Raw genomic sequence first — 14,268 nt, 5'->3', positions numbered from 1 at the left:
CCAGCTGCCGCAGGCCCTGCGCCGCAGCCTCACCTGGGACCAGGGCAAGGAGATGGCCGAGCACGCGCGCTTCACCATCGACACCGACGTCCAAGTCTATTTCTGCGACCCCCACAGCCCGTGGCAACGCGGCAGCAACGAGAACACCAACGGACTACTGCGCCAGTACTTCCCCAAGGGCCTGGACTTGAGCGGCCTGTCGCGCGCCCAACTCGACGCCGTCGCCCATCAACTCAACACCCGCCCCCGCCAGACACTCGACTGGCGTACCCCCGCAGAGGTATTCGCTCAAAGTGTTGCGATGACCGGCTGAAACCGCCATCGAATCGGGCGACATTCGGCTCTGCACCGAGCACTTCGGGCGCGAGGGCGACGCCCCCGTGCTGATGTTGATGGGGGCGGCCAGCTCGATGCTGGGGTGGCCCGACGGGCTCATGGAGCAGCTCGCGCGGACGGGGCACTTCGTCATCCGCTACGACCACCGCGATACGGGGCGCTCCTCGCACGGTGTGCCAGGCGCCACGCCCTACACGCTGGACGACCTCGCCTCCGATGCCATCTCCGTGCTGGATGGATATGGCATCGAGCGCGCCCACCTCGTGGGAATGTCATTGGGGGGCCTGCTCTGTCAGATGGCGGCGTTGAAGTACCCGGCGCGAGTCCGCTCGCTGACGCTCATCAGCGCCCAGATTTTCTCGGAGCCGGACTTCGAGGACCCGGGTATGGACCCGGCGGTGCTCGCGCACTTCCAGCGGGCCGCCACGCTGAACTGGCCCGACGAGGCGGAGGCCGTCGGCTTCCAGGTCGAACTCTCACGGTTGTGCGTGGGCCGTGCGCGGAGGTCGTTCGACGAGGCCCGGGTGCGGGCGCGAGCAGTACAGGACTACCGGCGCGCGCTCGCGCCTCAATGTGCATTGAACCACGCGGGGCTGTCCGGTGGCCTGGAGTGGTACGGCCGGACTCGTGAGATTGAAGCGCCGCTGCTGGTCATCCACGGCTCGGTGGACCCGGTCATCGACCATGCGCATGGCGTGGCCTTGAGCCGTGCCGTGAAGGGCGCGCGCCTGGTGACACTGCAGGACGCGGGGCATGACCTGCACCCGGATGACTGGGAGACGATGACCCGGGCCATCACCGCCCATACCTCGGCGGCGAGTCCGCCTCACGGCGCTCGCTGATCTGTCACAGTACCGGCATGGGGCCCTTGTTCGCCTACAGCCTCGTGCCTGTCCTCTCCGTGTCGCTGCTGCTGTTCTTCACGGCCGCGCTCCGGGGGCACAACGCGCGAGGCCTGGCGCTCTACTGTCTGGCGACCGCGGGGTGGACGGGCGCGCTGCTGCTCCTCTGCATCCCGTCCATGGCGTGGGTGGGGGAGCGCTTCGTCGCGGGTGGGGCCTTCGTCGCGGCGGCGTACCTGCACTCCGCCTATGACGTGACCCGGCAGCGCTCCTATCGGCTGGTGGTGCTCGCGTACTGCGTGGCGGTGGTGGTGACGGGCATTGGCGCGTTCCTCCCCAACGTCCTGCACGGGCCGCTGGCGATGGGGCGAGGCCCCCTGTTCTGGCCCACCATGGTGCTCGCCGTGGTGGCGGCGAGCGTGCCGCTGGTGCACCTGTCGCGCGCGTACCGCGGCGAAGCTCCCGAGCGACGGCCCATCCTCCTCAGCCTGGGCATCGCCGGGCTGCTCGCGTACCTGGGCAGTATCGGCAACGCCCTGTTGCTGTCGGGCGGGTACGCGTTGCCGTTCGGGATGTACCTGGTGCTGGCGGCGCTGCTGGTGCTGGTGCACGTCATCAATGCCCATCAGCCAGCCGCGGACCGACGGCTGCTCGAACGCAGCCTCGTCTATTCCGCGGTGGCGGCGGTGTTGTCCGCGGGCTTCCTCTTTGGCGTCTTGACGCTGCTGTCGGGCAGCGGCCAGCCGTTCCTCACCGAGTACCGCGTAGGTGCCTTCTTCCTCCTGGCCCTGGCCGCGCTCGCGTTCGAGCCCGTGCGTCAGGCGCTTCAGGCCTGGCTGGGGCGCCAGCTCCTCAAGGGCCGGGCCACCAGTGACGAGCTGGCCGTGGCGCTCGCTCGCGAGGAGGCGCGCGCGGACCAATCAGCGCGGCTGGCGGAGCTGGGACAATTCACGTCCGCGGTGGCCCACGAGGTCCGCAATCCGTTGGGCGTGCTCGCCGCGCACCTCAAGCTGCTGGAGCGAAGGGGCGGGGACCCGGACACGGTGGCGGCCATGCGGGAGCAGATCGACCGCGCCAGTCACTTCGTGGACGAGCTGCTGCGCTATGGCCGCCCGCGCCCGCTGGACCTGCGCCGCGTGGATGTCTCAGCCACCGTCGCGCTGGCGTACTCCACCGCGCGGCAGGGACTGGGCTCGCTCGCGCCTGACGTCGCCTTCGAGTCCGAGGAGGTCGCGTCGCTCACGGTGGAGGCCGACCAGTCCCAGCTCTCACAGGTGATGGTCATCCTGTTGGAGAACGCCCTGCTCGCCCTGAGAGACGTGCCCGCACCGCGGTTGAGGACATCCCTTGAGCAGGCGAATGGCCGGTTGTTCGTCCGGGTGGAGGACAGCGGGCCTGGCATTCCACCGGAGTTGCTGCCCCGGCTCTTCCAGCCCTTCGTGACGGGTCGCAAGCGTGAGGGACCTCGGCCGGGGACAGGCTTGGGGCTGGCCATCGCGCGAGGCATCGCCGAACGGCATGGCGGACGTTTGAGTGCGGGACGCTCGGAAGCCCTGGGGGGCGCGGCGTTGACGTTGGAACTACCCGTGGCGCAGCCTGTCTCGATTTCCGCCGCGCTGGCCTGACGCCGGCCTGTCCCTGGCCCGCAGGACGGCAGGGATGTCGGTGAGCGAGCGCAACTCGACGCGATTGAGTCTGTTTCACGACGGCCTTCCAAGGATTGCCCCGGACTTCGTTTGGAGAGGCGTGGAAGGAGTCCGGGTCGATGAGCGGCCAACGCATTGCCACAGTCATTCGCATTCCTGTGGCCTACAGTACGGATGTGCATCCCGACGGGTTCGAGGAGTTCGCGCATCGTGTCAGGCCCATGCTGTTGGCCCTGGCGAGACGGTTGTGCGGTCAGGGAGGCATCGATCCGGAAGACCTGGTGCAGGAGGCGCTCACGCGCGGACTGCTGCATCACGGGGCACTCGCCGCGCAGCCGGAGCCCGTCTACAGGGCGTGGCTGTGTCGGGCGATGACCAATCATTTCCTCGACCAGTGCCGCAAGCGGCGCTCGGAATTGCTGGAGCAGGACCGTCCGGAGCTGCGGCTGGTGCGCGAGGGAGTCGCGGCCCCTGAGCCGGAGGCCATGGAGGTCTGGGAGCACATCTCGGAGAAGGACTTCCAGTCGGCCATTGCCCAGTTGTCGAATCCCAGGGTGCGTGAGGCGTATTCGCTGCATGCCTCGGGGCTGCGCTACCGCGCCATCGCCCTGCGCATGGGCGTCCCCGAAGGCACCGTGGGGAGCTGGCTCTATCAGGCCCGCAAGGAGTTGAAGGCGCTTCTGCTGCCGCTCACCGGGAGCGACGGAGGAGGCAGCGCGTGATGGGGACGCTCTGTAACAGGCTGTCCCTCTTCCTGGACGGCGAGCTGCCGCCCGTGGACGAGGAGAACTTCCGGCATCACCTCGCTCGCTGTGACCCCTGCGCGTCCGGCCTGCACGAAGCCATGCAACTGGAGCTGCTGGGCTTCCATGTGATGGGGGACCCGCGCGTGTTGGCGCACGAGCAGGAGGACGCGCCCGAAACCTGGACGGCGCCCGATGCGCCCAGGACACGTGACGCGGCCGAAGTGCCGGGTCGCCCGCACTGGCGCTGGGCCCCGTTCGCGGTGGGCGCCGTGGCGGCGGCCATCGTCCTGGTGCTCGTCGTCAAGAGCGCCGATATGCGGGGTTCCCAGCAGGAGGTCTGGCTCGCGCAGACGTCGTCGCGCCTCATCGAGGCGAGGGTCGCCTATGCACGCGCGGACGGACACCGGCCCTATGTGCCCTTGCGCGCGGGTGTCAGAGGGCCTCCGGGCGGGGCTGGCTCGGCATTGCCGCTCCGGGCGCTGGCGGATCTGGAGGACCAGGGGGACCTGCATGGCATTGCCGCCGCGTACCTGGTCCGCAGGGACCTGCGGCAAGCCTTCGACTTCCTCCACCGGATGTCGCCGTCACCGGACCGGGACAGCGACCTGGCCATCATCGCGTTGGAGCAGGGGCACCCGGAGCAGGCGCTGGCGCTGCTGGACGGCGTGTTACGACAAGCGCCCGAGCACGCCCAGGCGCAGTGGAACCGGGCGCTGGTGCTGCGGGAGATGGGGCTGACGCTGCTGGCCGCGGAGGCGTTCGACGCGGTGGTGAAGCGCGGGGAGCCGGGATGGAGCGAGGAGGCGCGGATTCGCGCGCGAGCGCTCCGGCAGCAGACGCAGGCGCGTGGGCGGGCCTGGAAGGGGGCTCGCGCGGCGGTGCGGGACCTGATGGTGGACGCGCAGGCGCGGCTCCCGCTGGAGGAAGCGAAGCGCTTTCCTGGCATCGTCCGGCTGGCGTTCTACGACGCGGTGAGGGCCGCGCCGTCGCGGGAGGGGACCCTGCGCCTGCTTCCGCTGGCGGACGTGTTGGACGGCGTCCAGGGCGGCGAGGTGCTTCGCGGCTACGTGCAGCGTGTGGCGGAGCGGGACTTCAGCCGCCGTGCACCTCTGGCGGCGGACTACGCGAAGCTCGTCCGGGGCGAGCTGTCCTCGCCAGCGCGCTTCCTGGAGACGCTGCGGCGTTCGGGCGAGGACGACCTGTACCTGGGCGGGCTCATCAATCAGAAGGCAGGCGCGCGCCACCTGGAGGATTTCACGCGGCTGGCCCGTGCGGCCGAGGACCCCTGGTTGTCGCTGCTGGCCGAGCGAGAGCTGGCGGGCGCCGAGGAGCGCGCGGGCGAATGGTGGAAGGCGGAGGCGCGGCTTCGCGCGGCCGTGGGGGCCTGTCAGGGCAAGGGGCTGTCCTACCGCTGCGCCACGCTGAAGAAGCGGCTGTCGGACCTCTATCTCGCGCTCAACCGCCCGGCGGAGGCTTTCGAGCAGGCGTGGAGTGGCTGGCTGGCGTCTCGGGAGCAGGAGGAATGGGAGCTGGAGCAACAGTTCCTCCAGGAGCTGGCGCACATCGCTCGCTACCGGTTGGACATCACCAGCGCGCGCGCCTACCTGCGCGAGTCCCTGGCGCGAACGCCCGACGCCTGCGAGCAGCGCACCTACGTGCACCGCAACCTGGCCTACCTGTCGTGGCTGGAGTTCGACGCGCACGAGGCGCGGAGCGAGCTGGAGCTGGCGCAGGAGTGTGGCCGGCCACTGGGGCTGCCCGGCGCGCTGTTGTTGTCGTACCTGGCGCGCTTCGGCGCGGACAGCCAGGACGCGGACCTGTTGCGCCGCACCCTGGCCGAGCTGCACCGGGGGCAGCCCTCCCCGGGCAAGCTCGCGCAGATGCGCTTCGCCGAGGGGCAGTTCGTGCTGGAGCGCGACCGCGCGACCGGGCTGGAGCTGCTTCGCGGCGCCATCCAACTGGCGGAGGCCCTTCCCAACGATGTGGACGCGCGCAAGACGCGCATGGGGGCCTACAACGTCCTGGCGCACGAGGCAGGCCGCACGGACGCCCCAGGTGAGGCCCTGGCGCTCATGGGCGCCGCGCTTCAGGTCGAGGTCCCCGCGCGATGTGTGCTGGGCGTCGCCGTGGACTACGAGCGCTCGGTGGTCGCGCTGCGGGGCGCTACGGGTGAACTGCAGGGGCACTTCGACGCCAGCCGCGCGGAGCCCCTGGGGCGGGACGCCTCCGGGCTGGTGCCGCCGTCGCTCCAGGCCGCCTTGAAGGGTTGCGAGCGGGTGGATGTGCTCGCGCTGCCGCCGGTGCATGGCCTGCGGGGGCTGCTGCCCGCGGAGCTCGCCTGGAGCTACCGCGTGGGGCGGCCCGGAGGCGCGTCTCCCGTGCCGGCTCGTGGCAGCGGGCCGCACCTGGTCGTCAATGGGGTGGAGGCGCCCGCGGCGCTGGGCCTCCCGCGGTTGCTTCCGCTGGAGCCGCCGCACGCGCCGGACCCGCAGCGAATCGAGCTGTCGGGCATGCAAGCCACGCCAACCCGGGTGCTGGCCGCCATGGCGCAGGCCAGTGAGGTGGAAATTCACGCGCACGGCGCTTTCAGCCCCGAGATGTCAGACGCCTCGCTGGTGGTGCTGGCGCCTGAACCCGATGGCCGATACGCGCTGTCCGCCCCCCAGGTCCGCGCGCTGAAGCTGGAGCGCGCGCCGCTCGTGCTTCTGGCCACGTGCAGTGCGGCCCGAGCCACGCCCTTCCTTCATGAGTCCTTCAGCCTGCCGGTGGCCTTCATCGAAGCAGGCGCGGCCACGGTGCTGGCCTCCACGGTGGAAATCCCCGACTCGGCGGGGCGCTTCTTCGAAGCGGTACGTGAGCGCATCCGGAGCGGTGCACCGGCGGCCCTCGCGCTCCGCGACGCGCGGCGCACGTGGCTGGCGGACCACCCCTCCGCGGACTGGGTCCACGGCATCCTCCTCTTCGAATGATGGCCAAGGAATCCGACCCGGTGCGTAGTACCAAGGCGGAGGCGGGGAGATGGCATGCCGCCGGGCCCCGCCGGTGCCGCGCAGAGGGGGATGCGATGGTGAAGAAGCTTTCGAAGAAGTCGAAGCGCGATGGGGCGGTGGTGAGCATCAACCCGCATGACCCACCGCCGGAGCCCACCCCGGGTCTGACGGCGCACCCGCCGTTCTCGGCGAGGATGTCCGTCGTCCCGTCCGTGAATACGGCGTCTCAGCCGGACGGCTCGGACAACGCACGTCGTAAATAAGTAACAATTTCTGGATTGTCCTGAGTCGCGCCAGCGATACAGGTTTTACGGGGCGCCTCCGCTCGGGGCGCCCCGGATTTTTTTGAACAGAATGCACAATAAAAAGGGCTGGGTCCGTATCTGAGATTGAGGGGGCGTTGGTCGCGAGCCCCCGAGAAGAGGGGGAGAGATGTTTCGTGGTGACGCGCGGGGCCAAGGGGATGCGAGCGGTTTCTGGGCACCTGAGGAGGGGCGTGGGGCGATGGGCGGGGGATGGGCGGCCTGGTCGGACGGGAGCTCCAGCTGGGGGGAGCGGGGTGGTCCGGGGGACGCGCGGAGTGTCGTGAAAGCGGGGGGGGACGCGGAGGACCTGGGGGGACAGGAACGGGAGGCGTTCGACGAGAGCGACTTCGAGTTCCGGATCGCCAGCTTCTGAGTTCGGTGTGCGGGGGATGAGGCCCCGCTCCAGCAGACGGCGTCGGGGGACAGCCGTCATCTCGAAGGGTGGCCGCGTCGGGACCGGGGGGCCGACGACCACATGACGCGGGCGTCGAGGACGCGTCCATCCGGAGAGGCGCTGGAGTGCGGACTTCCAGGGAGTGAGGGAGGGGGCGTGCCCCAGGCCCTCCGTCTCCAGAGAATCCAAGGGCTCTGGAGGCGGAGGCCCCCTGGCTTTCATGCGATACGGTGCGGCCTCCTTCTCGATGGGAGTCCTCACATGAAGTCCGCGAAGTGGGCGGCCCTGCCGCTGTTGCTGCTGGCCGCCTGTGCCACCACGGGGCGCCAGGGCGCTGCTGACGACTCGCCGCCGCGTCTCATGTCCTGGTCGGAGCAGATCGCCGAGCGCGAAGCCTGGCTGGAGAAGCGCCACGGCATGCTGCTGGACATGATGCGCCGCCATGGCGTGGGCATGTGGGTGGTCGTGAACGAGGAGTTCCACGACGACCCGCTCACCCAGTTCATCGCGCCGCCGCGGCCCTACGCGGGCAACCGGGACATCTTCGTGTTCGTCGACGCCGGGCCCGAGGGGCTCAAGCGCGTCGCGCTCTCCGGCTACTCGGAGGCCACGCTCGCGCGCTTCTTCGAGCTGCCCGAAGAAGGGCGCAAGCCGCAGGAGATCCTGGCGGACCTGAACACGCGCTATCAGCCCCGGACGATTGCCCTGGGCATTGGCGGCAAGCGCGGGGTGACGCGCAGCCTGACGAAGGACAGCTATGCCTTCCTGGTGGAGGCCCTGGGCGCGGAGGCGGAGGCCCGCTTCGTGAGCGCCGCGCCGCTCATCGAGGAGTACCTGGACACGCGCATCCCCGAGGAGTGGCTGCACTACCAGCGGCTGGTGATGCTGACGGAGGCCGTGGTGAAGGAGGCCTTCTCTCCGGAGGTGGTGGTGCCGGGGAAGACGACCGTCGGTGACGTGCGCCGCTTCCTCTATGACAGGCTCTGGGCGCTGGGCGTGGACACCTGGTTCCAGCCGGACCTGCGCGTGCAGCGCAAGGGCGCGGATGGCGCCAGCTCGCGAGGCTTCCTGGCGCCCGCGAAGGAGGACGTCGTCATCCTCCGCGGCGACCTGCTGCACGTGGACTTCGGCATCACCTACATGGGGCTGAACTCCGACTGGCAGAAGATGGCCTACGTGCTGAACGAGGGGGAGACGGACGCGCCGGAGGGCCTCAAGCGGGCGCTGGCCAACACCATCGAACTCCAGGACGCGCTGATGCTGCGCGCCTCCCGTCCGGGCCGCACGTCCGCGCAGGTGTACACGCAGACGATGGCGGAGATGAAGGAGAAGGGCATCGAGGCCATGGTGTACAGCCACCCGCTGGGCAACCAGGGCCACGCGCTGGGCGCGAGCATCGACTTCCGTTCGGCCAGCCGGCAGGAGGAGGCCAAGACGTTGCGCCTGGGCTCGTACATCGCCATCGAGCTGAACACCGCCACGTCGGTGCCGGAGTGGGACGGGCAGAAGGTCTTCGTGATGCAGGAGGACCCGGCCTACCTCACCGAGGAGGGCTGGAAGTTCTTCGTGTCCAGGCAGGAGTCGTTCTACCTCCTGGGCCGCGATGGGCAGGGCGGGCAGCGAAGTCAGGGCGCCAAGGGAGGCAAGGGCGTGACGACGCGTGGCATGCCCATGCTCTGAGCCCGGCCTACGCGCCTCGCCCGCTGACGTCCGCCCACGTGAGTCCGAAGCGGGCCAGGTACTTCTTCAGCCGGTCCGCGTCGTTGACGCTCTTCTTCTGGGCGCGTGACTGAGCGAACAGCACGCGCCCCGCGTCCGACAACGAGCGTGATGCCCGGCAGACGCTCAGCACGTCCGCGAGCTGGACCCGGTCGAAGCGGTCCAGCTCGCTGGCGAGGTTCTCCCCCAGCACCTCCGCGACCAGGTCCCCGGCGACGACCGCCGCCTTCGCTCCGGAGGGCCGCCACTGCTCGCGCAGCCGTTCGAGCTCCTCGTCCACCACGTCCCGAGTAATCCGTCCGCCCGTCGCCAGCGTGGCCATGCGCAGCACCGCCGCGTTGAGGTCCCGGAAGTTGCCTGCCCACCTCGCCTCGGTGGACGTGGCGAAGTCCAGAAAGCGCTTCTGCGCCTCCTTGTTCATGGTGACGCGCGTGCCCACGGCCTCGGAGGACTGGTCCAGTTCGAAGAGCAGGTTGGGTGGGATGTCCTCCGGGCGCTCGCGCAGCGCGGGCAGCCGGAACGTCCACAGGTTGATGCGCGCGAGCAGGTCCTCCCGGAAGCGCCCGCGCTCGACCTCGACTTGGAGGTCCCGGTTGGTGCCGGCGATGAGCTGGAAGTCGCTCTCCACCTCGCGGTCCGCGCCCACGGGCAAGAAGCGCTTGTCCTCCAGCGCGCGGAGCAACATGGCCTGCTCGTCCGCGCCCAGCTCGCCGATTTCGTCCAGGAAGAGCACGCCGCCGTTCGCCTGCCGCAGCAGACCGGGCCTGTCGCTCAGCGCGCCCGTGAAGGCGCCCTTCACGTGCCCGAAGAGCGCGGACATGGCGCCGTCGCCCCGGAGCGTGGCGCAGTTGAGGTCCACGAAGGGGCCCGCCACGCCGCGCCGCGACTTCTTCAGCGCGTAGATGCGCCGCGCGAGCTGCGACTTGCCCGCGCCGGTGGGGCCCGTGATGAGCAGGGGCGCGCGGGACTGGACGGCCACCTGTTCGATGCGCTCGATGAGGCGGTTGAACGCCGCGTTGCGGGTGTCGATGCCGGACTTGAGGAAGGCCAGGCCTTCTCGCTGCTCCTGCCGGAAGCGCGCGGCCAGGGTGTCGTACTGGGACAGGTCCAGGTCGATGAGGGTGTGTGTCCCCGCGCCCGCGCGGTCCCTGGGGCCGGGGGACACCTGGACCAGCTTGCCGGGGATGAGCCGGCTCTCCACGAGCAGGAACATGCAGATCTGCGCGATGTGCGTGCCCGTGGTGATGTGGACCAGGTAGTCCTCCGCCTCGGGGTTGAAGGCATAGCCGCGCACGTAGTCGAGCAGCGCGCCGTAGGTCTCCTCCAAGTCCCACGGGTTCTGGATGTCCAGGGGCCTGCCCCGCACCTCCGTCTCCGGTGACACCTGGCGGATGTCCCCCGCCAGTGTGGCCGCGAGCGAGGTCGCGTTTGGCGGATGCAACAGCTCCAGCCGGTGCACCAACAGGTCCTCCTGCTGGCACAGCGCCACCGTGGGCCGCCACCGCGTCCAGCGCTGCGGCCCCTGCCCGTTGTCCAGCGTCGTCCCGAGCATCCCCAGGACCACCGTCTTGCGTGCGCGTGCTTTCGCCATGGAGATAGGACTTTATCTGTGGAGATAGGGAATGCCAGCTCGCTTGGAGGGCTCCCCTCGGAAGCGGTGTTGGCACGCCGGCTGCTCTAGGCCTCCTCCGTGACCGGGACACAGCGCCCGGCGGACGACTGAAAGGTGGAGACGATGAGCCGCATCAACGGGAACTACGAGGTGCTGTCGGACGAGGCGGGCCGCCCCATCAAGGCGTGGACGGTGGGGGTTCCGTTCGAGGATGAGGCGAAGAAGCAGCTCCGCAACCTGCGTGGCCTCCCCTTCATCCATCAGTGGGTCGCGGTGATGCCGGACGTGCACCGCGGCTACGGCGCGACGGTGGGGAGCGTGGTCCCCACGGTCGGGGCGGTGGTTCCGGCGGCGGTGGGCGTGGACATCGGCTGCGGGATGATCGCCGTCCGCACGACGCTGCGAGCGGACCAGCTCCCGGACTCGCTGCGGGGAGTTCGCTCGGCGATTGAGCGCGCGGTGCCGCATGGCCGCTCCGACAACGGTGGCCGCAACGACGTGGGGGCGTGGCGTGTGGCGCCCGCGCGGCACCAGCAGGAGTGGGCGCGGTTGGTGGAGGGGTACGACCGCATCGTCGGGAAGCATCCGCGCATCGGCCGTGGGCCGGAGCTGTCGCACCTGGGGACGCTGGGAACGGGGAACCACTTCATCGAGCTGTGCCTCGATGAGTCGGATGGCGTGTGGCTGATGTTGCACTCCGGTTCGCGCGGCGTGGGGAACCGCATCGGGAGCTACTTCATCGAGCTGGCGAAGGAGGACATGCGCCGCTGGTTCATCAACCTGCCGGACGGGGACCTGGCGTACCTGGCGGAAGGGACGGAGCACTTCGAGGACTACGTCTTCGCGGTGAGCTGGGCGCAGGACTTCGCCGCGACGAACCGCGCGCTGATGCTGCAAGCGGCGGTGGACGCGCTGCAGGTGAGCGGTGAGCTGCCTCCGTTCGAGCTGAAGGACGCGGCGGTGAACTGCCACCACAACTACATCGCCCGTGAGCACCACTTCGGGAAGAACTGCTTCGTGACGCGCAAGGGGGCGGTGCGAGCGCGCGAGGGTGACCTCGGCATCATCCCCGGAAGCATGGGGGCGCGTTCGTTCATCGTCCGCGGGAAGGGGAACGCGGACAGCTTCCACTCCTGCAGCCACGGCGCGGGGCGGGTGATGTCGCGTGCGGCGGCGAAGCGGCGCTTCACGGTGGAGGACCACGTGGAGGCGACCGCCGGCGTGGAGTGCCGCAAGGACGTGGACGTCATCGACGAGACGCCGGCTGCGTACAAGTCCATCGATGCGGTGATGGCGGCGCAGGCGGACCTGGTGGAGGTGGTCCACACCCTGAAGCAGGTCGTGTGCGTGAAGGGCTAGAAACCCAGAGGTGACCATGCCGGGATGAAGACACCGAGGCGCCCGCGCTCCCCAAGAGGCCGAAAGGCCGCCAGGATGGGGGCGCGGGCGCCGCTATTTTCACAGGGGTGTCAGTGCGTGCCGGGTGGTGCGTGAGTCGCGAGCAGCAAGGAGGAGGTCGTCATGGTGCGCATCGATGGTTCATTGGGAGAGGGCGGGGGGCAGGTGCTGCGCACCTCGTTGGCGCTGTCGCTGGTGACGGGCAAGTCCTTCACCATCCAGAACATCCGCGCGGGCCGGAAGAAGCCGGGCCTGCTGCGCCAGCACCTGACGTCGGTGAAGGCCGCGGAGGCCGTGGGGGCCGCGGAGGTGTCGGGCGCGGAGCTTGGCTCGCGCGAGCTGACCTTCCGTCCGCGCGCCCTGGCCGCGGGGAACTATCACTTCGCGGTGGGCACCGCGGGCAGCGCGACGCTGGTGCTCCAGACGGTGCTTCCAGCGCTGCTCCTGGCGGAGGGGCCTTCCACGCTGATGTTGGAGGGGGGAACGCACAACCCCATGGCGCCGCCGTTCGACTTCCTCCAGCGTGCGTATCTGCCGCTGGTCCGTCGCATGGGGCCGTCCGTGGAGGCGACCCTGGAGCGTGCCGGTTTCTTCCCGGCCGGGGGCGGGCGGTTCCGGGTCGACGTGCGACCCGCGCCGCTGAAGCCACTGCACCTGCTGGAGCGGGGGCGCGTGGTCCGCCGGGATTTGAAGGCCGTGATTGCGATGATTCCGTTCGACGTGGCGCAGCGCGAGCTGGGCACGGCGGGGGCGGCGCTGAAGTGGCGGCCCGATGAACTCCGGACGGAGGAGCTGAAGCGTCCGCTGGGGCCCGGCAACGTGCTGGTCGCCGAGGTGGAGAGCGAGCACGTGACGGAGGTCTTCACCGGATTCGGTGAGCGGGGGAAGCGGGCGGAGGCCGTGGCCGGACAGGTCGCTGAAGAGGTGAAGCGCTATCTCGACGCGGACGTGCCGGTGGGCGAGCACCTGTGTGACCAACTGCTGCTCCTCGTGGCGCTGGCGAAGGGCGGCGTGTTCCGCACGCTGCCGTTGGATGGGCATGCCGAGACACAGCTCCAAACCATCGCCCAGTTCCTGGATGTGAAGGTCGAGGTGCGGGAGGTGTCTCGCGAGGTTCGTGAGGTGGAGGTCCGCGCCTGAGCCCCAGGGGCGCGTCCGCCTGCGGGCGGCCCTGGGGCTGAGCGTCGCGCGCTCCGTTCGGAGGGCGGCCAGGCCCCATGGCGGGTGGGCGTCTTCGTGGCGCGCCGCGAGGCGCCGGCACCATGCATGTGCGGAGGAGGCGTCCGCGTGGCAGAGGTGCCTGAAGTCGAAATCATCACCCGGGACTTGCGGCATGCCGCCGTGGGCCGCCGCTTCGCGGGGGCGGAGGTCCTGGTTCCCGCCGTCGTACGCTTCCCGTCGCCGCCGGACTTCATCGAGGCCTTGAAGGGGCGGCAGGTCACCGCCGCGAACCGAAGGGCCAAGTTCATCTTGCTCGCGCTCGATGACGGGACGACGCTCGCGCTGCACTTCATGCTCTTCGGAGAGTTGGCGTTGCGCCCCAAGGGGAGTGAGCGCCCGTCTTCGACACTGGTGGTGCTCGAGCTGGAGGGGGGCGAGGAGTTGCAGTTCACGGACTCGCTGGGCTACGCGCGCATCGCGCTGGCGCCTTCCGCTGAGCTGGCCGCGCGCTTGAAGCTGGACGAACTCGGGCCGGAGGCGCTGGGGGAGGGATTCACTCCAGCGGTGCTGGGGCGTCAGTTGCGGCGGCGGAAAAGTCCCCTCAAGACGGTGCTCCTCAATCAGCGGGTGGTGGCGGGGCTCGGCAACCGGGACGCGGACGAGAGCCTGTGGCAGGCGGGGATTGACCCACGCCGGCTGGCGTCGTCCCTCACGGCCGACGAGGTGGTGCGGCTGGACCGAGCCATCCAAGCGGTGCTCGATGAAGGGCTCCGCATGCGAGGCACCCAGCGAGACCTCTTCGGCGTTCAAGGCCAGGCGAAGCACCGGCGCAACGTGTTCGGCCGCGCGGGGGCGCCGTGCCCGCGCTGTGCCACGCCGGTCTCCCATCAACGCATCGGTGGGCGGAACACATACTGGTGTTCCTCGTGCCAGCCCCTGGCGAGCGCGCCCGAAGTCCCCGCGCAGTCCTCGCTGCTGTGATTCGCAAGGAAGCGCACCGAGACAAGCGTCCCGTGGGGCTTCGTTGCGTCCGTGCATTCTCTTCGGTCAGGCCGGTGTGTTAGAGCATGTCCCGATGCGCCGGGTTGCTGTCGCCTGAACTCAAGGCCAGCCCTGGTC

General features: G+C 69.8%; 11 protein-coding genes. 10 read left to right on the top strand and 1 reads right to left on the bottom strand.

Going from position 1 to position 14,268, the window contains the following annotated elements:
- From BLU09_RS29325 to BLU09_RS29295, 7 genes are all read left to right on the top strand, one after another.
- Window positions 1–313, top strand: a 313-nt coding sequence (locus BLU09_RS29325) for an IS30 family transposase (protein WP_143043212.1), incomplete at its 5' end; no start/stop codon positions are given.
- Between the two features lie 73 nt (window positions 314–386).
- Window positions 387–1,178, top strand: coding sequence for an alpha/beta fold hydrolase (locus BLU09_RS29320; protein WP_244172107.1), 792 nt, complete (start codon window positions 387–389; stop codon window positions 1,176–1,178).
- Between the two features lie 17 nt (window positions 1,179–1,195).
- Window positions 1,196–2,803: a sensor histidine kinase gene (locus tag BLU09_RS29315; protein WP_090493256.1), complete on the top strand. Its 1,608-nt coding sequence runs from the start codon at window positions 1,196–1,198 to the stop codon at window positions 2,801–2,803.
- Window positions 2,804–2,943: 140 nt separating this feature from the next.
- Window positions 2,944–3,546 carry an RNA polymerase sigma factor gene (locus tag BLU09_RS29310; protein ID WP_090493255.1) on the top strand — a complete coding sequence of 201 codons (603 nt, stop codon included), beginning with the start codon at window positions 2,944–2,946 and terminating at the stop codon, window positions 3,544–3,546.
- On the top strand, window positions 3,543–6,539 hold the full coding sequence (locus BLU09_RS29305; protein WP_090493254.1) for a CHAT domain-containing protein: 2,997 nt from the start codon (window positions 3,543–3,545) through the stop codon (window positions 6,537–6,539). The genes BLU09_RS29310 and BLU09_RS29305 overlap by 4 nt, the downstream gene beginning before the upstream one ends.
- A 95-nt stretch (window positions 6,540–6,634) precedes the next feature.
- Entirely contained in the window at window positions 6,635–6,823 is a 189-nt protein-coding gene (locus tag BLU09_RS29300) for a hypothetical protein (protein ID WP_090493253.1), read from the top strand.
- Window positions 6,824–7,520: 697 nt separating this feature from the next.
- A complete protein-coding gene (locus BLU09_RS29295; RefSeq protein WP_090493251.1) occupies window positions 7,521–8,939 on the top strand; it encodes a M24 family metallopeptidase in 1,419 nt (472 codons plus the stop codon).
- Window positions 8,940–8,946: 7 nt separating this feature from the next.
- Here the strand turns inward: BLU09_RS29295 and rtcR are convergent, their stop codons facing one another.
- Window positions 8,947–10,569 (bottom strand): RNA repair transcriptional activator RtcR, encoded by a 1,623-nt coding sequence (gene rtcR, locus BLU09_RS29290; protein WP_090493246.1) that lies wholly within the window; start codon window positions 10,567–10,569, stop codon window positions 8,947–8,949.
- A gap of 144 nt (window positions 10,570–10,713) precedes the next feature.
- Here rtcR and BLU09_RS29285 point away from each other — a divergent pair, with 144 nt between their 5' ends.
- The 3 genes from BLU09_RS29285 (at window position 10,714) to mutM (ending at window position 14,130) form a co-directional block, all read left to right on the top strand.
- Entirely contained in the window at window positions 10,714–11,949 is a 1,236-nt protein-coding gene (locus tag BLU09_RS29285; protein WP_090493244.1) for an RtcB family protein, read from the top strand.
- A gap of 162 nt (window positions 11,950–12,111) precedes the next feature.
- Window positions 12,112–13,128, top strand: a complete 1,017-nt coding sequence (gene rtcA, locus BLU09_RS29280; RefSeq protein WP_090493242.1) for an RNA 3'-terminal phosphate cyclase — start codon at window positions 12,112–12,114, stop codon at window positions 13,126–13,128.
- A gap of 147 nt (window positions 13,129–13,275) precedes the next feature.
- Window positions 13,276–14,130 (top strand): DNA-formamidopyrimidine glycosylase, encoded by an 855-nt coding sequence (mutM, locus tag BLU09_RS29275; RefSeq protein WP_244172104.1) that lies wholly within the window; start codon window positions 13,276–13,278, stop codon window positions 14,128–14,130.
- Window positions 14,131–14,268 lie beyond the last annotated feature (138 nt).

Source organism: Myxococcus virescens (assembly GCF_900101905.1).
In the GTDB taxonomy this organism is placed as follows: Bacteria; Myxococcota; Myxococcia; order Myxococcales; family Myxococcaceae; genus Myxococcus; species Myxococcus virescens.
Note: the sequence above shows the minus strand (reverse complement) of the source record. Positions and strands in the feature narration are given on the sequence as shown.